Origin of the sequence: Pantoea pleuroti, from assembly GCF_014156615.1 — a bacterium.
Taxonomy (GTDB): Bacteria; Pseudomonadota; Gammaproteobacteria; order Enterobacterales; family Enterobacteriaceae; genus Pantoea; species Pantoea agglomerans.
Window position 1 is genome coordinate 109,856 of record NZ_SBFD01000007.1, and the last position, 17,667, is coordinate 127,522.

The following is a 17,667-nucleotide window of genomic DNA, read 5'->3' on the forward strand; positions in this document are numbered from 1 at the left end:
TCGGCAACGGATCCCCGGCGCAAGCAGATTTCCCGTAGCGGCAGATAATTACTGTTGTTTTATGCTTACCGATGTTAAAGCCTGAAAGATACCTATTCGCATGCGTCCCGCCAGCAGGCGTGGCTGCGCCTTTTCCGATGAGAAAACCGCATGAATTGCCCCGCTGTTTATTTGCGCCGCACCGGGCCAGAAGGCAAAATTAGTCTGCGTCTGATCGCCGCTGTGCAGCCGTACTGACTGTCGCATTTCATTATTTATTAACAACAGGTCGTAATTTTTGAAAGCTATTCAGCCTGACTCAGGCGAAGATTTAACAATTCAGGCCGGCGTCAGCAGAACGCAGGTATGGCAGCGTGCCGATTTGACCGCAGCAGAATCTGACTGGCTGGCGGACGAGGTGCCGGTGGCACTGGTTTACAACGGCATCTCTCACGTGGTGATGATGACCACGCCTAAAGATCTGGAGGCGTTTGCGCTGGGTTTTTCGCTGTCAGAGGGCATTATCGACGCGCCAGGTGACATTTTCGGCATGGACATCGTGCCGGGCTGTCACGGCATTGAGGTTCAGATTGAGCTTTCCAGCCGCCGTTTTATGGCGCTGAAAGAGCAGCGTCGTGCGCTGGCAGGCCGTACTGGTTGCGGCGTATGCGGTGTTGAACAGCTGGACCAGATTGGCAAGCCGCTCTCTCCGTTGCCGTTTACCCAGACCTTTGCGCTGGATCAGCTGGATCGGGCGCTGGGCCAGCTGAAAGCGTATCAGCCGGTCGGACAGAGAACCGGCTGCACCCACGCCGCCGCGTGGATCCAGCCCGATGGTCAGCTGGCCGGTGGCTGTGAAGATGTGGGTCGCCATGTGGCACTGGATAAGCTGCTGGGCTATCGCAGCCAGGCTGAGTGGGGGCCAGGCGCGGTGCTGGTCTCCAGCCGTGCCAGCTATGAGATGGTGCAGAAGTCTGCCATGTGCGGGGTTGAGATCCTGTTCGCAGTCTCGGCAGCAACCCGCCTGGCGGTTGAGGTGGCTGAGCGCTGCAATCTGACGCTGGTCGGATTCAGTAAACCTGGACGCGCTACGGTTTACAGCCATCCTCAGCGACTGCGTTAAACCACCATCACCTCTGGCAGCGTCTGCTGCAACGCCTCAAGGGCGGCACTGTTGTCGCCGCCACTATCCGTAATCAGCAGGTTGATCGCCGGTGACGGCGCGTAAACCGTGCGGCTGACTACGCCCAGTTTAGTGTGATCGGCCAGCAGATAGCAGGAAGTGGATTGCTGCACCATCGCCCTGGCGATGGCCGCTTCGTGCGGATGAAAACTGCTGGCACCACAACCCGCCTCAATGCCGACCGGCGACAGCAGCGCCACATCGGCGCGGTAGCGGATAATCTCACCCACGGTAATTTCGCCGCGCGTCTGTTGTGCGCCCGCCGACATCGTCCCGCCCAGCAAAATAATCTGATTATTCAGCGGCTGATCTTCTTCTCCGGCGCTCAGCGCCAGCGCGGCCTGCAGGCTGTTGGTCACAATCGTCAGGCCGGAAAGGGCGTGCAACTCCTCTGCCAGCAGCGTGGTGGTGCTGCCCGCATCCAGAAACAGCGTCTGTCCGGGCTGCAGCAACTGCGCAGCGGCGCGGGCGATGGCGCGCTTCTCCCGGGCCTGATTACTGCGGCGTTCCGTCAGCGGCGGTTCAGTCCGCGTTTCAATCGCCACCAGCCCGCCGTGAACGCGGCGTGCCAGACCCAGGGCTTCCAGCTCAATGATATCGCGGCGCGCGGTTTCGCGTGAGACCCCCAGCTCCCTGATAATGCGCTCGGTACTCACCTGGTTAAGCCGGGTCAGTAAGGCACGGATGCGATGAAGGCGCGTTTCCTGCAGCATAAAGGTTTCCTTATAAAGCGCGAAGAGCACGGATGATACGCCTGTGAAGCGAAAGATTCCGTCTGAATCAGAGAGCAAGCTTAGCGCGGCGATCTGCCTGCGTCATGTGTATTTTATTGTATTTGTGTATTTGGTTGCATTTTAGATTCAGGCAGGCATGATAAAGGCGTCAGCTCTTCCTCCTTCATCCTTGTAACGGGAGTCATTATGGCCACGCGTTCCACTATTATGGATACCAACAGTTTCCGCGCCGAACATGCCGATGCGCTCGACAGCGAGACGCGCAAACTGACCGATAAACGCAGCAAAGTGCTTGGCGAATCTTATCGCCTGTTCTATCGCAAACCGGTGCATCTGGTGCGGGGTGAGGGGCAATATCTGTGGGATGCGGCGGGCGATAAATATCTCGACGTCTACAATAACGTGGCGAGCATCGGTCATTGCCATCCGGCCGTGACTGAGGCGGTGACGCAGCAGATGAAAATGCTGAACACCCACACCCGTTATCTGCATGAAAATATTCTGGACTACAGTGAAGCGCTGCTGGCGACTACGCCCACGGCGATCGATCGCGCGATGTATATGTGCACCGGATCGGAAGCTAACGACCTGGCGATTCGCGTGGCGCGCGCCTTTAGCGGCGGCAGCGGGATTATTGTCAGTAAAGAGGCCTATCACGGCACCAGTGAGCTGACATCCGGCGCTTCTCCGGCGTTGGGCAGTGGCCAGCCGCTTGCGCCCACCACGCGGCTGGTGATGCCACCGGATGCGTATCGTGTGGATGCGCCTGACCTGGGCGACTGGTTCGCTGACCAGATTCAGCAGCAGATTGATGATATGGCGGCGCACGGCATTAAATTTGCCGGTTTCCTGGCGGACTCAATCTTCTCCTCGGACGGCGTGTTGCCCGATCCGCGCGGCTTCCTGAAAAAAGCGGTCGAGGTGGTGCATGCCAACGGCGGCATCTTTATTGCTGATGAAGTGCAGCCTGGTTTTGGCCGTACCGGCGACGCGTTCTGGGGCTTTGGCCGCCACGATGTGGTGCCTGACATCATTACCACCGGCAAGCCAATGGGCAACGGCATTCCGGTTTCCGGCCTGCTGGCAAAAAGTGAAGTGCTGGCCGCCTTCAGCGACTCAATTCCCTACTTCAATACCTTTGGTGGTAATCCGGTCGCGATGGCGGCGGCGCAGGCGGTACTGAAAGTGATCACCGAAGAGGGGTTACAGGAACACAGCCGCGTGGTCGGCGCGAAGCTGCTGGCGGAGTTGCGAACCCTGATGGATCGCTATGAGTGCGTGGGGGATGTGCGCGGTGCCGGACTGTTTATCGGTTTTGAGCTGGTCACCGATCGTCACAGCAAAACGCCGGACAAAACGCTGGCGCTGGATTTAATCGAGAAGCTGCGTGAACATCGCGTGCTGACCTCGGTCGCCGGCCCGTATGGGAATGTGCTGAAACTGCGTCCGCCACTGGCGTTCCAGGAAGGTGATATCGACTGGCTGGTCGGCGCGCTCGACAGTGGGCTGCGCGAACTCGGCAGGTAACGCGCAGGGCAGGGCAGATGCGGCGTTCGGGCGAGATGAGTGCCTGCTGGTGGTGCTGGCAGAGTGCTTCGCTCTCCCTGTCTGATAAAGCTGAAAAGGCGGAGTCAGCAGCAGCAAGCTGTAAAAACAACAGGTTGCTTTTGCCAGATTTCTCAAATCCTTATGGTTAATAGGGCATTGATTACCCTTTTACGCTACATGAATTTAACTATAATGATTCGACTGCTTACGCGGCACGTCCCGAATTCGTCGTGCTGCTCAAACTAAATGGAGAGGAAGAACATGAGTTATTCACTGCCATCCCTGCCTTACGCATACGACGCACTGGAACCGCATTTCGACAAGCAGACGATGGAAATCCATCACACCAAACATCACCAGACCTACGTGAACAACGCTAACGCGGCGCTGGAAGGCACTGAATTTGCCAATCTGCCGGTAGAAGAGCTGATCACCAAACTGGATCAGCTGCCAGCAGACAAAAAAGGCCCACTGCGTAACAACGCAGGCGGCCACGCTAACCATAGCCTGTTCTGGAAAGGCCTGAAAACCGGCACCACGCTGCAGGGCGACCTGAAAGCGGCTATCGAGAAAGATTTCGGTAGCGTGGAAAAATTCCAGGAAGAGTTCGAGAAAGCGGCTGCGACCCGTTTCGGCTCAGGCTGGGCGTGGCTGGTTAAAAAAGGCGACAAACTGGCTGTGGTATCTACCGCAAACCAGGACAACCCGCTGATGGGTGAAGCGGTTGCTGGCGTTTCTGGCTTCCCAATCATCGGTCTGGACGTGTGGGAACACGCCTACTACCTGAAGTATCAGAACAAACGTCCTGATTACATCAAAGCATTCTGGAACGTGGTCAACTGGGACGAAGCAGCAGCCCGCTTCGCAGCTGCCCAGTAAGTTAACCCAGTGTTAACGTGATAACGATAAACCGGTGGAATTTATTTCGCCGGTTTTTTTATCTTTAAACTTTGTTGTCCCAGATTAAACCAAAAATAAACGGATCTCGCTTTTTAACCGCCGCGCTTTTAACCTTCTGCCACATTAACACGCCGTTGATACTCGTTGTCTTATGCTCAGTGACATTCCTGCTCACTGTGTGTCGATGATTATGTCAATTATAACTACTCACGAAACCACGACCGATTCTTCTGCATCGCTTTTTTTTCAGTTAATTAGCGGAAAATACGTTCCAAATAAACTCTGGATAAGTAAACGTTTCCGGCTGAAATTTGTGTTAAGAACCTTAATATCGCCGCTGACTACGCTGCGTTATCTGGATGAGCTGTCGCATTTACCGCAACTCCCTCTGTTGATGAGTACGCAGGGATTGCTGCCAGCCAAGCTGCACCGGCCCTATCTGCGCTCAGGGTTGAGCATTGCTGCGCGCGCGCAGGCGATACTTGATCATTACAGCCTGATGAATAATCTGGAGAACCCTGCGCTGCGTCAGCTGCTGCAAAGCGCCACGGATAATCCGCTGGCTACGCTGACCGGTAAAAATGGCGAAACCTTTTTACTTTCCTGCAGTTCCGGTTATTTCGATCGGGAAGGGGAAGTGACGCTGGTATTACGTTATAACGACGAAATTATTGCTTCACTTTCATTTTCAATTCTCAATGAAAATAACCAGCGCACATTATTAATTGGCGGATTACAGGGTCCGCGGAAACATATCAATAATGAGGTGATCCGCGAGGCGACCAAGGCGGCGCAGGGTCTCTTTCCGAAACGCCTGTTAATGGAAGCGGTATTTATTGTGGCGAAGCAGTGCGGTGTGGAGAATATTCTGGCGGTAGGCGATGAGACTCATGTCTTCCGCAGCCTGCGTTACCGCCACAGCAAAGGAGATAAGTTCTTTGCCAGCTACAGTGAGTTCTGGCTGTCGCTGAGTGGCGAGGCGCGCAGGGATGGGATGTTTATCCTGCCGCTGAGCCTGCCGCGCAAAACGCTGGAGGAAATTGCCAGTAAGAAGCGGGCTGAGTATCGTCGCCGCTATGAATTGCTGGATGCGCTGGCGGAGCAGGTCTATGCCGCCGCCGGCGAACGCAAAGCCGATGTCGATCAGGCTGCTGCCTGATCGACCCGTCAGAATGCGGTTTTGGCGAAGCCGGTCATTGCTGTCAGCCCCATCTCACGTCCCAGCGCGGTCATTGGATGCACCACGACCAGGCCGCGCACGCTTTTCTTCAGCGCGCCCAGATTTGCCTGCTCTTTCTTGGTAATTTCGCGGCTGAAGCCCATTTTTTGCAGCTTCTGCGCCTCGGCACTGAGTTTTTCAACCCGCTGACCGCGCAGACGCTCAATCTCAATGACCAGCGCTTCTTTCTCTTTCAGCAACGCGCCCAGTTTCTCGACATCACCCGACTCCAGTAACTGCGGCTCTTTGCGGTTCAATGCGTCCAGCTTATCGCTGAGAAGTTTGATTTCGTTCTTTTCTTGCTCTTTCATGACAACAACTCGTTGAGGAAAACAGGCAAAGGATACACCAAATCTGGCGCATATTCCCGCTCAGGTTAAGACGAAAAAGGCGCCGTGATGGCGCCTGACAGGATTAGCTGCCGGACTTTTTAAACGCCTGCTTCATACTGATGCGGGCGATCAGCTCGGTTAGCGACAGGACCATGGTGGATCGCACCATCTGCAGATAGCGCTGCTGCTGCATGCTGCGCAGCTCTGCATCTTCGGTGTGAAACACCGGCGCGGGCGGCCAGGCGGTGACGCAGTGCAGTTCACCAAACGGGCCAAGGATCTCATCGTCGGTAAAACGATAATCACCGCTGTCGTGATTCAGCTCTTCGCGCAGCGCCAGCAGCAGTTCACCATCTTCATATTCGTGCCGGCTGATAACGCCAAGACCGTAAATCAGCTTCAGACGAACCGAGAGTTCGCCTAAAGGACCGTTCCCCAGCAGCAGTGGTTCTACGGCATATTTCACCGCGTAGTCATCTTTGCGGAAGACCTGCAGCACCAGCAGATTGACGGCTTCAGCCAATAGCTCAACGGCGGCGATCAGAAAGCTTCTCACCGAACGACCGGCGTTCAGGCGCTCAAGCACCCGGTTTTCAAAAGCCTGCTTCTCTTCCATTATTGCCTGCATGGGTTCAATACCGCCGTTGGGCGCAGGCGAATTGCGCCCGGCTTGCGTCACTAACACGCGCGCATTATGCCATAGCGTGCCAGGCGCTCACCACAGAAGCTACCACTTCGCTGTCAGCATCCAGACCTGAAACCTCAGCCAGCGTCGCCTGTGGGCCTTTTTCTGCCAGCAGCGTGGCCAGCTCCTGCGCCTGTGGGTCCTGGTCGCTGCGATAGTGCATCGCGGCGGCAATGCCCTGCACCAGGCTGGCGTGCGGTAAACCATACTCCAGCGTGCCCAGCGTCGGCTTGATCAAGCGATCGCCCGCGCTGAGTTTACGCAGCGGCTGACGACCCACACGCTCAACATCATCTTTCAGATAGGGGTTTTCAAAACGGCCAAGAATTTTCTGGATGTAGGCCGCATGTTTATCCGCCTCAAAACCGTAGCGCTTAATCAGCACCGCGCCGCTCTCTTCCATCGCCCCTTTTACCACGGCCCGGATTTTTTCATCGAGGATGGCGTCACGAATGGTCTGGTGACCGGCCAGCTGGCCAAGATAAGCGGTAATCGCGTGACCGGTGTTCAGTGTGAAGAGTTTACGCTCAACAAATGCCATCAGGTTATCGGTCAGTTCCATACCCGGAATCGCAGGCAGGTCGCCTTTAAACTGAGTTTTATCGACGATCCATTCGCTGAAGGTTTCCACGGTCACTTCCAGCGGATCGGTGCTGCCCGCTTCAGATGGTGGCACGATGCGATCGACAGCGGAATCCACAAAGCCGACATGCTGCTCCAGCCAGGCGTGATACTGCTCCGGCAGCGCCTTCAGCACATGCTGCTTCAGCTGGCTGGTGCCGCGCACCATATTCTCACAGGCGATAATATTTAGCGGGCGGGTATTGCCGTTGTCACTGCGTTTTGCCAGCCCTTTAGCCACACTGCCGGCAATACGCTCCAGAATCTGCGGGCCCACGGCGGTGGTAACGAGATCGACTTCAGAAACCAGGTTGATGATCTCATCGCTGGTGCTGTTTACCGCGCTGACGCCTTTAACGGTTTCTGTTTTGGCCTGCTCGCCAACCACATGAACGGGATACTCATGACGCGCGTTCAGTGCATCCAGCACCGTCTGATTCACATCAGCAAAAACCAGTTCGATACCTGCATCAGCCAGTAACTTGCCGATAAAGCCGCGACCAATGTTTCCTGCTCCGAAATGTAACGCTTTCATAATTTTTGACCCATATCAAATGACGATGGGGCGGGCAAACCCGCCCCAGGAAATCGGGACGGGCATGACCGCCCCAGGGAAAATAATTGCTATAAATTACGCGATTGCAGGCTTACCTGACAGCAGATCCAGCACTTCCTGCACGCTGGTGGTGTTCGCCAGCTTCTCAATCACGCTGTCATCATCCAGCGCATTGGTCAGGCTGGTGATCACCTGGATGTGCTCGTTGTTACGGGCAGCAATACCAATCACCAGGCGCGCCACATCCTCCGGCTCTTCACCGAACAGGACGCCTGCCGGATACTGACAGAACACCACGCCGGTTTTCAGCACGCGATCTTTCGCTTCGACCGTACCGTGCGGCACGGCAATCGACTCACCGAGATAGGTCGGCGTCAGTTTTTCACGCGCCAGCATCGCCTCAACGTATTCAGGCTCAACGTAACCGCCTTTCACCAGCTGTTCGCCCGCAAAGCGAATCGCCTGCTCTTTGTTACTGGCGGTCAGGCCGAGGAAGACGTTATCCGCACCCAGTTTAAACAGATGTGCGTTGCCTTCATCGTAGCTGTCAGAGAGTGCGGTATTCACCGTTTGACGATGCACGTCGCTGCGGTTAGCCGCCACCAGACGCTCGGTCAGGGTGCTGTAGAGCGCGCTGTCGAGGAAGTTGTTCAGCGAGATATGCTGCGCATGCGGAGCCTGACGAATGGCGCGCTCAGTCAGGTCACGGTGGGTAATCACCAGATCGACATCACCCGGCAGGGCGTTGATCGCGGTATTGGTCACCGACACATTGCTCAGCCCGGCGTCCTGCACTTTCTTACGCAGTACGCCTGCACCCATCGCGCTGGAACCCATACCGGCATCACAGGCGACGATGATTTTACGCACGTGATGCAGTTCAACGCTCATGGCATCGCTGGCGACTGGGGCACCCGCGCCGCTCTGGCCTTTAGACTGCGCTTTCATCTCATGCATGCGCTGGGTCGCGGCTTCGATATCGTCATCTTCTTTGACTTTGCTGGTTTTCAGCAGGATAGCGGACACCACGAAGGAGACAGCGAAGGCCGCAGCGATAGCGGCGATGTTCGCGAAGTAGGCACCTTTTGGCGTCATTGCCAGCACCGCCAGGATTGAACCCGGTGAGGCAGGAGAGACCAGGCCACCGTTCAGCACAGTCAGCGTGAAGACGCCGGTCATACCGCCAAGGATAACCGCCAGCAGCAGGCGAGGGGCCATTAGCACATACGGGAAGTAGATCTCATGGATGCCGCCAAGGAAGTGGATGATTGCCGCACCGCCCGCAGACTGTTTAGCACTGCCACGACCAAAGAACATATAGGCCATCAGCACACCCATACCCGGACCCGGGTTGGCTTCGATCAGGAAGAAAATGGATTTGCCGGCTTCACTCGCCTGCTGGATACCGAGCGGCGAGAAGATACCGTGGTTAATGGCGTTGTTCAGGAACAGGATTTTCGCGGGTTCGACGAAGATTGAGGTCAGTGGCAGCAGGTTGTTCTGCACCATCAGATTCACGCCCGCGGCGAGAATGTGTGACAGACCTTCTACCAGCGGACCGATCGCCAGGAACGCCAGCAGTGCCAGTATCATCCCGATAATACCGGCCGAGAAGTTGTTGACCAGCATCTCGAAGCCGCTTTTGATCTTGCCGTCAATCGCCCGGTCAAACGACTTGATTGCCCAGCCGCCCAGCGGACCGGCAATCATCGCGCCGAGGAACATCGGCATATCAGCACCGACAATCACACCCATGGTGGTAATGGCACCGACCACGCCGCCGCGATCGCCGCCGACCAGACGCCCACCGGTGAAACCGATCAGCAGTGGCAGCAGGTAGGTGATCATCGGGCCAACCAGTTTGGCCAGCGTTTCGTTAGGGATCCAGCCAGTTGGAATAAACAGTGCGGTGATGATACCCCAGGCGATAAACGCCCCGATGTTTGGCATCACCATATTACTCAGAAAGCGACCAAAGCTTTGTACTTTGACCTTCACTGATGAGGACATAAACCCACCCCTTATTGAGACGCGCTGCAATAGGAGAGCGCGCTTGTTTTTGTTTAGCCACCCCGACCCAAAGCCGGTGGTATTACTGTATGCACGCGGACTCTATCACGCGAATTTGACGCTGCGTAGCGTGCGGGGTAAGTGTGATCTACATCACTAATTAAGGGTGGTGGCAGGGGTGGTTAGCGTGATTTTGATCACACTTTAAAGCGCAGTTCAGGCTCTTTTGGCTGATTTTTAGACGGAGCGGCCGGTTATCTGTGAGGTGAATCACACTTGCCTGACGTTGATTTGTTATATATCTGTGACTTAGATCACAAACTATTTTTGGTCGAAAATGCGCCAGATCACACTTCATTCTGCGGGTGATCGGGTGGGAGCAGAAAAGGGAGTGTAACGGGCAGACGATTAACGTCTGCCCGTAAGGCGGGTTTACTGCAGACCACCCTGGACGGCAGCCTGTGCCTGAGGAAGCGCCTGCGAGTTGGCGGATAAGGTGCTCATCAGCGCGTTATATTGCGAAGCCTGATCCTGAGTCGGGAACTGCACGCCGCCATCATTGAAGCTGACACGGGTTCCCTGCGTTTGCAGGAAATCGCCGGTCTGCACTGCACCCTGGCTCAGCGCCTGGAGTTTTGGCAGCAGAGGAATCAGCTGATTAGCGGGCACCGTCACCACTTTGTTATAGGCGGTGTCGTAGACTTTTTTCAGGTCATCCGGCTGCTTCAGGGTCGCCTTGCTGCTATCCGCCTGCATTTTGGCGCTTTCAATCTGCTGGGTGACGATCACCAGTGCGCTGGTCGCCTGACGCAGGGAATCACGACGGCTGAGATAATCCTGCGGAACGCGAATAGCAGAAAGCTCATCCACCACCGGACGCATACCCTGTTCAACCGCTTTGTTCGCCTGCTGCGAGAAGCCATACATAATGGCGTAATCGCTGGCGAAGTTGCCAAAGCTCTGCTTCTGGTTTTCGCTGAGGCTGGGCAGATGCTCGCCGCTGCGCATCACAGTGTTCTGGAGAAAATCGATAAATGCTTTGCGCTGCTCGCCTTCTTTATCACCGCATGCGGTGAGTTGCAGCACGATCAGCGCGCCAGCGAGCATAATGCCGCCGCGTGCCATAAGGCGTGTAAGTCCTGAAGCCATAGGGTCAACTCCTGTCGGTGATACTGTCAGATGTCCAGGTAGGAATGGCCTAAAGAATAGAACAAACCCGAGCCACGGCACAACGTGAAACCACCTGTGAAACAGATGCTTTCTGAAACGCCGGTTACAGAATGGGAGCGCCTGCGCCTCACGGCGTGCTGCGTTCCCTGCCATCGCAGGCTTCAGCGCGCAGAGATGAAGGAGGGGCTGAGCAGCCTGACGCTCACTGCCGCAACCTTAAAACACCACCGCCTGACCATCTTTGCGACTCTCACTGGCCGCAATGTAGAAGCCCTGCGGATCGCGCACTATCGCCTGCGCGCCACCAAAATTGTAATTACTCAGGGGATCTTCCAGTACCACGTTGTGACCCATACGGCGCAGTGTGCTCAGGATATTGCGATCGAGGGTTGATTCAAACACGACTTCGCGTCCCTGCACCACCCGCCAGCGCGGCGCATCAATCGCGGCCTGCGGATTCTGGCGGTGCAGCATAATGCGTAGCGCCAGCTGGAGGTGTCCCTGCGCCTGCATCGGGCCGCCCATCACGCCAAATGCCATCAGCGGCTGGCCCTGCTGATCCCGCGCAAAGGCCGGGATAATGGTATGAAACGGCCGCTTATCGCCCGCCACGACGTTGGGATGGTCTGGATCGAGTGAAAAGCCCGCGCCCCGGTTCTGCAGGCTGATGCCGGTATCGGGTACCACCACGCCGGAGCCAAATCCCATGTAGTTAGACTGAATGAATGAGACCATCATGCCGCTGGCATCACCGGCGGCGACATACACTGTGCCGCTCTGCTGCGGTGATCCAAAGCGGAAATCTCCCGCCTTGTCAGGATCAATTAACGCTGCCCGCTGGCGGATATAGTCGTTGCTGAGCAGGTGTTCCGCCGGAAATTCGAGGTGATCTTCATCGGTGACATAACGGTCCAGATCAACCAGCGCTAGTTTCATCGCCTCGATGGAGAGATGCAGCCACTGCGGCGAATCCGGTGCATAGCGGTTGATTTCCCACTCTTCCAGAATGCCAAGTGCAATTAAGGTCGCAATGCCCTGACCATTCGGCGGCAGCTCCTGCACCGATCCTCCGGCAAACGGACGCGACAGCAGGGTAACCCAGTCGGCACGATGGTTTTTCAAATCCTCCAGCGTCAGGGCCGCGCCATGCTCACGGGCAAAGGCTGCCATCTTCTGCGCCAGTGCGCCGCGGTAAAAGCTTTCGCCCTGAGTCTCAGCGATTTCCTGCAAGGTACGGGCCTGAGCCGGGTTGCGGAACAGCTCGCCAGCACGCGGCGGACGATTCTGTGGCGCAAAGCAGTCGCTAAAGCCAGGTTGATCCCGCAGCTTGTCATAGCCGCGCTGCCACAGCTGACCAATCAGCGGAGATACCGGAAAGCCGTCGCGCGCATAGTCAATGGCCGGTTGTGCCAGGGTGGTCAGCGGTAAGGTGCCAAAGCGCTGTGCCAGTGTGACCCATGCCGAGACGGCCCCCGGCACAGTGACGGATTCCCAGCCGGTTTCAGGCATTGCACTAAAATCGGCAAAGCGTTCGGGATGCCAGGCGGCTGGCGCTCGGCCTGAGGCGTTTAACCCATGCAACTCGCTGCCATCCCAGACAATGGCAAACGCATCGCTGCCGATGCCGTTTCCGGTTGGCTCCAGCACGGTTAAGGCGATGGCGGTAGCGATAGCCGCATCCACGGCGTTACCACCCTGTTGCAGCATACGTAAACCCGCCTGCGCCGCCAGCGGTTGAGAGGTTGCGACGGCATTACGACCCATCATCGGTACACGATGAGAAGGGTATCCGACGTTAAAATCTGTTTCACGCATCGCTTTTCCTTACAGAGGTCAGGTATAGGTTTTGCCCGTCGTCAGTGCGTTATTACGGGCTGCACTTTTAGCGCGCATCAGGTCGATGGTTGCCGGGTAACTGCACCGGCATGAGGCGTCAGCCGTTTCGTTAAGATGACTGTTGATTAATCGGGCGACAGAGCGCCGTTAAGAATAAAAGATTTACCCGCTCTGCACTGTGAGCCGCCGCGCGCCAGGCCTCAGGCCCCAACCAGGACTATTCTTAATTTAATAAGAACAGTGAATATATGTGTTCAGGAAGTAAACCATTGGCGTATATTTTGCACTCACTACCTGAAGAGGTGTATCGCCTCACAGAAATGAGAATATGCCAGCAAAAAGCTTGATGGCATCCACATAAATAGCAAACACCATTTGATTTTTTTGCCCACACTGAAGGCCAAAAACTCAACTGCCTCAGCGGGTTAGAGGCGCTGGAACTTTTCCGGCAAACCATAGTTAAAAAAATAATTATAAATTGCGCGGCAAATAGTCAGGTCTCTATCCATACTTAGTCTCCCGGCATTTGTTGCATTGACCTGACATCTTTAAAGCAGTGCACCGCAGGCTGTGTCCCGTAATGGTTTCTCTCATAACAAAAATAAACCCTTGCGGGATCCAGCCTGAAACAGGCCCGGTTTCAGAGTCCTGACTTCAGGCTCGTACCTCTCTACTTTCACGTGCTTCATAGCGAGTTTTTAAGGAGTTCTCTATGGAATTAAAAGACCCGATGTTTGAATTGCTCAGCAGCCTTGAGCAGATTGTTTTGACACGTGATGATCGCGCCGCCGAGTTACTTATTCAGCGTCAGCAACCCGCCCAGCCAGAGCCGCAGCGTCTGCGTGAAATGACCGGCATGCAGGTTGATGAGTTTGCAAAAGTAATGGGCGTGAGCGTTTCTTCCGTGAAAAGCTGGGAAGCCCGGCGTACCCGTCCTTCCGCGACAGCGCAGAAATTGATGAAGTTATTACATGCCAATCCCTATCTGGGACGGCAGTTGCTTGAATAAACTGATATCACGAAAAGAACCCGCCGCTGGCGGGTTTTTTATTAGCGCAATTCACTGTATTTTGCCGCCTGCCTGGCAAACCAGCTCTCCGGCACGCTATAGGGCGGCTCCCGCAACTGTGCGAGTCCGCTTTCAATAATCGTTGAAGCCTGCTGCCATAACTGCGCATCTCCCTGCTTCAGCAACTCAATCTGTATCTGCTTTTCAACCAGGTAGACCCGCGCAAAGTCGGGATCAAAACGCACAATCGCGCGGGTGTTATCAATGATGTCAGCCAGTTTGATGGTTTGTGCCTCCGGACTGGCGCTGGCTGTATGGCGGAAGTGCGCCAGTTTACGGGCCGTCCGGTTTTTTGCCGCAGCGGGCGCGCTGTTGGTCAGCATCTCTACCAGGCCTGCCACGCGCGTACCAAAGTGGGCTTCGATATCGCTCTTTGTGGTTGCGGTATCTTCCACGGTATCGTGCAGCCAGGCCGCCGCTAACAACGCGTCGTCATGGCTGACGCTGCGCACCAGTTCCACCACCGCTGCCGGATGAACAATATAAGGCTCATCGGTATATTTGCGGCGCTGACCGGCACTGGCATGTGCCTCGGTGGCGAAGCGACGCGCCTGTTCTTCCAGTGAATCCTGCATGCCTATCCCCCTGACAAAAAGTTTGCTTGCAATTATCTAGCGCGCTACCTATATTATTAACCATGAACTGTGATCAAGATGACAAAAAAGTGAAAACGATGCCACTGTTGGTCGATCAGCAACTCTGCTTTGCGCTTTATTCTGCCAACCTGGCGATGAATAAAGTCTATCGTCAGTTGCTGAGCCAGCTCGATATCACCTATCCTCAATATCTGGTCATGCTGGTGTTGTGGCAGAAAGATGATGTCACGGTGTCAGAGATTGGCGAGCAGCTTTTTTTAGACTCGGCAACATTAACACCTCTATTGAAGCGGCTGGAAAGCGCAGGCCTGATTAACCGGCAGCGAACCCGTCAGGATGAACGACAGGTTGCAGTGACGCTGACCGAAGCTGGCCAGGCGTTACGGACCAGGGCTGAAGCCATTCCTGAAGCGGTTAAGTGTGCCACGGCCTGTGATGATGACGCCCTGCTGGCGCTGAAATTACAGCTGGATGGGTTGCGCGATAACCTGAATCAGTCACGATAAATATTGCTGACGGGTGCGCGGCACCCGTTAAACCTCACCGCCTGATTACAGCTTTATAAGTAGTGGGCGATTAAATAGCGTAACGGAGAAATGTCATGTCTTTAGAACAAGTGGTTTACCGCGCCAAAGCCAAAGCAACCGGTGGTCGTGATGGTCGTGCAACCTCTTCTGACGGTGTACTGGACGTGAAACTGGGCGTGCCAAAAGAGATGGGCGGTGCAGGCGGCGAAGTGACTAACCCTGAGCAGCTGTTTGCTGCGGGCTATTCTGCCTGCTTCCTGGGCGCAATGAAGTTTGTGGCGGGCCGTGACAAAATCACCATGCCAAAAGACGCCTGGATCGAAGGTGAAGTGGGTATCGGCCCTATCCCTGATGGTTTTGGCATTGAAGCGACCCTGAACATTCATCTGCCAGAGATGGATGAAGCAGAAGCGCAGAAGCTGGTTGATGCGGCACACATTGTTTGTCCTTACTCAAACGCCACCCGCAACAACATCGATGTCACGCTGAACATTATTCGCTAAGCGTGCTGCGGGCCTGAAACTATCAGGCCCGCACTTTTCTTCCTCTGTCACTTCCTCTCTCCTGCTGCTGTCTGCAACAGCCTACCCGGCCGTTCCTGTTCGCTGTGTACAAAAAATGTGCTAATCAGGTCGACAACGATTATTTTCTGGTCTATCCAACGCGCCCATGTTTTACTGAGCCACCTCGCGTTATAGCCTATAAATCCGTTCAGAATTTTCCTTCATCTTGTCCGGTCCGCTTATTCAGCGAACTCTGCCGCGTTTCGGCAGTCACATAAAAGATTTGGTCAAGCGCTTCACACCGGAGAAACACCTTTTTTCATGAATTACATTAAAACCCTGACTCAGCAGAAGTTATCGCTCTTGCTGGCGCTCTATCTCGGTATCTTATTGAATTTACCGATTTTCTATCGTCGTTTTGACGGTTTTCTCAGGCACTCTACGGTAACGAACTGGCTGACTGCCGTCACCGAGGTGATGGCTATTGTGGTGCTGACTTTCTTCCTGATGCGTCTGCTGTCGCTGGGAGGAAAGTGGTTTTATCGCGTGCTGGCCACGCTGATTGTGCTGATTTCTGTTGCCGCCGCCTATTACATGGCGTTTTTTAACGTGGTGATTGGCTACGGCATTGTGGCTTCGGTGATGACGACCGATACCGATCTCTCTAAAGAGGTGATTGGTTACCATTTCATCCTGTGGATGGTGCTGGTCAGCGCGCTGCCACTGCTGATGATCTGGCGCAATAAGCTGAGCATGACGCTGAATGAACAGCTGCGTACGCCGGGACAGCGACTCAAGCCCACCCTGATCATGCTGCTCTGCGTGGCGCTGGTCTGGCTGCCGATTCGTTTTTTCGACAAGCTGCAGAAGCATAACGAAGAGATCACCAACATCGATCTGCCGAGTTACGGCGGTGTGGTGGCGCACTCTTATCTTCCTTCGAACTGGCTGGCGGCTGTGGGCCTGTTTGCCTGGACCCGCGTGGATGAGTCGCTGAACAGCCAGGAACTGCTGGATCCGGCGAAGAAGTTTACCTACGTCGCGCCTGCCGGGCTGGACGACACCTATGTGGTATTTGTGATTGGCGAAACCACGCGCTGGGATCACATGGGGATGCTGGGCTATGAGCGTGACACTACGCCAAAGCTGTCGAAAGAGAAGAACCTGGTGGCGTTCCGGGGCGAGTCCTGTGATACCGCGACTAAGCTTTCACTGCGCTGCATGTTCGTGCGCGAAGGCGGCACTATGGATAATCCGGGCCGCACGCTGAAAGAGCAGAATGTGTTTGCGGTGATGAAAGAGCTGGGCTTCACCTCTGAGCTGTTTGCGATGCAGAGCGAAGTCTGGTTCTACGATAACATCAACGCCAACAATTTTGCCTTCCGTGAGCAGATTGGTTCAGAGAAGCGTAATCAGGGCAAAGCGGTGGATGACATGCTGCTGGTACCGGAGATGAAAGCGTCACTGGATCGTTTCCCGAAAGGTAAACATCTGATTGTGTTGCACACGAAAGGTTCGCACTATCTCTATTCACAGCGTTATCCGCGCAGCTTCGCGAAATATCAGCCGGAGTGTATGGGTGTAGATGAGACCTGCAGCAAAGCGCAGTTGATCAACGCTTATGACAACTCGGTGCTGTATGTCGATAGCATGCTGGATAGCGTGCTGGATCAGCTGCGAGATAAGAAGGCGATCGTCTTCTATGCCGCCGACCATGGTGAGTCGATCAGCGAGAATATGCACCTGCACGGCACCCCGCGTGAGATGGCTCCGCCTGAGCAGTTCCGGGTGCCGATGATAGTCTGGGCGTCAGATAAGTATCTGGAAGACAGTCAGAACCGCAGCAACTTTGAGCGTCTGCAGGCGCAGCAGCGTGTGGGCCGGACCCATCGCCACGTTGAGCTGTTCGATACCATCCTGGGCTGTCTGGGTTACACCTCGCCAGATGGCGGTATTAACCCGGCCAACAACTGGTGTCAGGCACCGGGTAATGGTCAGGCTAAACCGCTGTAATAGTGGTCGAAAAGGATAAAGCAGGTGGCTGATTCCCGGTAACCGCATGCTTTCCAGGCGATTGGCGGCAAAAGCGTAAAAAGCGGTTGACGCTGATCGGGGGTAGCAGTAACATGCGCCCCCATCGGCGAGTAGCGCAGCTTGGTAGCGCAACTGGTTTGGGACCAGTGGGTCGGAGGTTCGAAT

The 17,667-nt window shown here is 55.3% G+C and carries 16 protein-coding genes and 1 tRNA gene (1 of these 17 running past the window's edge); 9 read left to right on the forward strand and 8 right to left on the reverse strand.

Features of this window, described 5'->3' with window-relative positions; genetic code table 11:
* The first annotated feature begins 277 nt into the window (after positions 1 to 277).
* A complete protein-coding gene (fdhD, locus tag EPG66_RS16770) occupies positions 278 to 1,102 on the forward strand; it encodes a formate dehydrogenase accessory sulfurtransferase FdhD (RefSeq protein ID WP_182687583.1) in 825 nt (274 codons plus the stop codon).
* On the opposite strand, the gene EPG66_RS16775 is transcribed toward fdhD, so the two are convergent.
* Positions 1,099 to 1,875, reverse strand: coding sequence for a DeoR/GlpR family DNA-binding transcription regulator (locus EPG66_RS16775; protein WP_182687584.1), 777 nt, complete (start codon positions 1,873 to 1,875; stop codon positions 1,099 to 1,101). The two genes, fdhD and EPG66_RS16775, sit on opposite strands and share 4 nt — an antisense overlap.
* Positions 1,876 to 2,082: 207 nt before the next feature.
* Between EPG66_RS16775 and EPG66_RS16780 the strand changes: the two genes are divergently transcribed.
* The 3 genes from EPG66_RS16780 (at position 2,083) to EPG66_RS16790 (ending at position 5,503) form a co-directional block, all read left to right on the forward strand.
* Positions 2,083 to 3,423: an aspartate aminotransferase family protein gene (locus EPG66_RS16780; protein ID WP_052270948.1), complete on the forward strand. Its 1,341-nt coding sequence runs from the start codon at positions 2,083 to 2,085 to the stop codon at positions 3,421 to 3,423.
* A 282-nt stretch (positions 3,424 to 3,705) separates the two neighbouring features.
* Positions 3,706 to 4,323: a superoxide dismutase [Mn] gene (gene sodA, locus EPG66_RS16785; protein ID WP_008926407.1), complete on the forward strand. Its 618-nt coding sequence runs from the start codon at positions 3,706 to 3,708 to the stop codon at positions 4,321 to 4,323.
* Between the two features lie 211 nt (positions 4,324 to 4,534).
* The gene (locus EPG66_RS16790) at positions 4,535 to 5,503 is read left to right on the forward strand and encodes a VirK/YbjX family protein (protein WP_031593514.1); all 969 of its coding nucleotides are present in this window, start codon (positions 4,535 to 4,537) and stop codon (positions 5,501 to 5,503) included.
* A gap of 8 nt (positions 5,504 to 5,511) precedes the next feature.
* Here the strand turns inward: EPG66_RS16790 and EPG66_RS16795 are convergent, their stop codons facing one another.
* The 6 genes from EPG66_RS16795 to EPG66_RS16820 all read right to left on the reverse strand — a co-directional run bounded on the left by EPG66_RS16795 (position 5,512) and on the right by EPG66_RS16820 (position 12,752).
* Positions 5,512 to 5,874, reverse strand: a complete 363-nt coding sequence (locus tag EPG66_RS16795; RefSeq protein WP_003848030.1) for a YibL family ribosome-associated protein — start codon at positions 5,872 to 5,874, stop codon at positions 5,512 to 5,514.
* Between the two features lie 103 nt (positions 5,875 to 5,977).
* Positions 5,978 to 6,523, reverse strand: a complete 546-nt coding sequence (gene mtlR / locus EPG66_RS16800) for a mannitol operon repressor MtlR (RefSeq protein WP_133248908.1) — start codon at positions 6,521 to 6,523, stop codon at positions 5,978 to 5,980.
* Between the two features lie 64 nt (positions 6,524 to 6,587).
* Positions 6,588 to 7,736, reverse strand: coding sequence for a mannitol-1-phosphate 5-dehydrogenase (mtlD, locus tag EPG66_RS16805; RefSeq protein WP_115759079.1), 1,149 nt, complete (start codon positions 7,734 to 7,736; stop codon positions 6,588 to 6,590).
* 96 nt (positions 7,737 to 7,832) lie between these two features.
* Positions 7,833 to 9,767 (reverse strand): PTS mannitol transporter subunit IICBA, encoded by a 1,935-nt coding sequence (locus EPG66_RS16810; protein ID WP_010671638.1) that lies wholly within the window; start codon positions 9,765 to 9,767, stop codon positions 7,833 to 7,835.
* 432 nt (positions 9,768 to 10,199) lie between these two features.
* Positions 10,200 to 10,916 (reverse strand): DUF3053 domain-containing protein, encoded by a 717-nt coding sequence (locus tag EPG66_RS16815; RefSeq protein ID WP_010671639.1) that lies wholly within the window; start codon positions 10,914 to 10,916, stop codon positions 10,200 to 10,202.
* Between the two features lie 237 nt (positions 10,917 to 11,153).
* Complete coding sequence (locus EPG66_RS16820) at positions 11,154 to 12,752, reverse strand: gamma-glutamyltransferase family protein (protein ID WP_182687586.1); 1,599 nt, start codon at positions 12,750 to 12,752, stop codon at positions 11,154 to 11,156.
* A gap of 733 nt (positions 12,753 to 13,485) precedes the next feature.
* Here EPG66_RS16820 and EPG66_RS16825 point away from each other — a divergent pair.
* Complete coding sequence (locus tag EPG66_RS16825; RefSeq protein ID WP_010257438.1) at positions 13,486 to 13,782, forward strand: HTH-type transcriptional regulator; 297 nt, start codon at positions 13,486 to 13,488, stop codon at positions 13,780 to 13,782.
* 41 nt (positions 13,783 to 13,823) lie between these two features.
* Here EPG66_RS16825 and EPG66_RS16830 read toward each other — a convergent pair whose 3' ends face one another.
* The gene (locus EPG66_RS16830; RefSeq protein WP_182687588.1) at positions 13,824 to 14,417 is read right to left on the reverse strand and encodes an HD domain-containing protein; all 594 of its coding nucleotides are present in this window, start codon (positions 14,415 to 14,417) and stop codon (positions 13,824 to 13,826) included.
* 62 nt (positions 14,418 to 14,479) lie between these two features.
* On the opposite strand from EPG66_RS16830, the gene EPG66_RS16835 reads away from it, so the two are divergent.
* From EPG66_RS16835 to EPG66_RS22885, 4 genes are all read left to right on the forward strand, one after another.
* Positions 14,480 to 14,944, forward strand: coding sequence for a MarR family winged helix-turn-helix transcriptional regulator (locus EPG66_RS16835; RefSeq protein ID WP_064703248.1), 465 nt, complete (start codon positions 14,480 to 14,482; stop codon positions 14,942 to 14,944).
* 95 nt (positions 14,945 to 15,039) lie between these two features.
* Complete coding sequence (locus tag EPG66_RS16840; protein WP_010257431.1) at positions 15,040 to 15,468, forward strand: organic hydroperoxide resistance protein; 429 nt, start codon at positions 15,040 to 15,042, stop codon at positions 15,466 to 15,468.
* Positions 15,469 to 15,789: 321 nt separating this feature from the next.
* Positions 15,790 to 17,481, forward strand: coding sequence for a kdo(2)-lipid A phosphoethanolamine 7''-transferase (gene eptB / locus EPG66_RS16845; protein WP_064703249.1), 1,692 nt, complete (start codon positions 15,790 to 15,792; stop codon positions 17,479 to 17,481).
* Between the two features lie 125 nt (positions 17,482 to 17,606).
* Positions 17,607 to 17,667, forward strand: a tRNA-Pro gene (locus EPG66_RS22885) (it continues 150 nt past the right edge of the window).

Coding starts and splice junctions, on each gene's coding strand:
- EPG66_RS16775 (WP_182687584.1), bottom strand. CDS start 1,875: ATGCTGCAGGAAACGCGCCTTCATCGCATCCGTGCCTTACTGACCCGG.
- EPG66_RS16780 (WP_052270948.1), top strand. CDS start 2,083: ATGGCCACGCGTTCCACTATTATGGATACCAACAGTTTCCGCGCCGAA.
- sodA (WP_008926407.1), top strand. CDS start 3,706: ATGAGTTATTCACTGCCATCCCTGCCTTACGCATACGACGCACTGGAA.
- EPG66_RS16790 (WP_031593514.1), top strand. CDS start 4,535: ATGTCAATTATAACTACTCACGAAACCACGACCGATTCTTCTGCATCG.
- EPG66_RS16795 (WP_003848030.1), bottom strand. CDS start 5,874: ATGAAAGAGCAAGAAAAGAACGAAATCAAACTTCTCAGCGATAAGCTG.
- mtlR (WP_133248908.1), bottom strand. CDS start 6,523: ATGCAGGCAATAATGGAAGAGAAGCAGGCTTTTGAAAACCGGGTGCTT.
- mtlD (WP_115759079.1), bottom strand. CDS start 7,736: ATGAAAGCGTTACATTTCGGAGCAGGAAACATTGGTCGCGGCTTTATC.
- EPG66_RS16810 (WP_010671638.1), bottom strand. CDS start 9,767: ATGTCCTCATCAGTGAAGGTCAAAGTACAAAGCTTTGGTCGCTTTCTG.
- EPG66_RS16815 (WP_010671639.1), bottom strand. CDS start 10,916: ATGGCTTCAGGACTTACACGCCTTATGGCACGCGGCGGCATTATGCTC.
- EPG66_RS16820 (WP_182687586.1), bottom strand. CDS start 12,752: ATGCGTGAAACAGATTTTAACGTCGGATACCCTTCTCATCGTGTACCG.
- EPG66_RS16825 (WP_010257438.1), top strand. CDS start 13,486: ATGGAATTAAAAGACCCGATGTTTGAATTGCTCAGCAGCCTTGAGCAG.
- EPG66_RS16830 (WP_182687588.1), bottom strand. CDS start 14,417: ATGCAGGATTCACTGGAAGAACAGGCGCGTCGCTTCGCCACCGAGGCA.
- EPG66_RS16835 (WP_064703248.1), top strand. CDS start 14,480: ATGAACTGTGATCAAGATGACAAAAAAGTGAAAACGATGCCACTGTTG.
- EPG66_RS16840 (WP_010257431.1), top strand. CDS start 15,040: ATGTCTTTAGAACAAGTGGTTTACCGCGCCAAAGCCAAAGCAACCGGT.
- eptB (WP_064703249.1), top strand. CDS start 15,790: ATGAATTACATTAAAACCCTGACTCAGCAGAAGTTATCGCTCTTGCTG.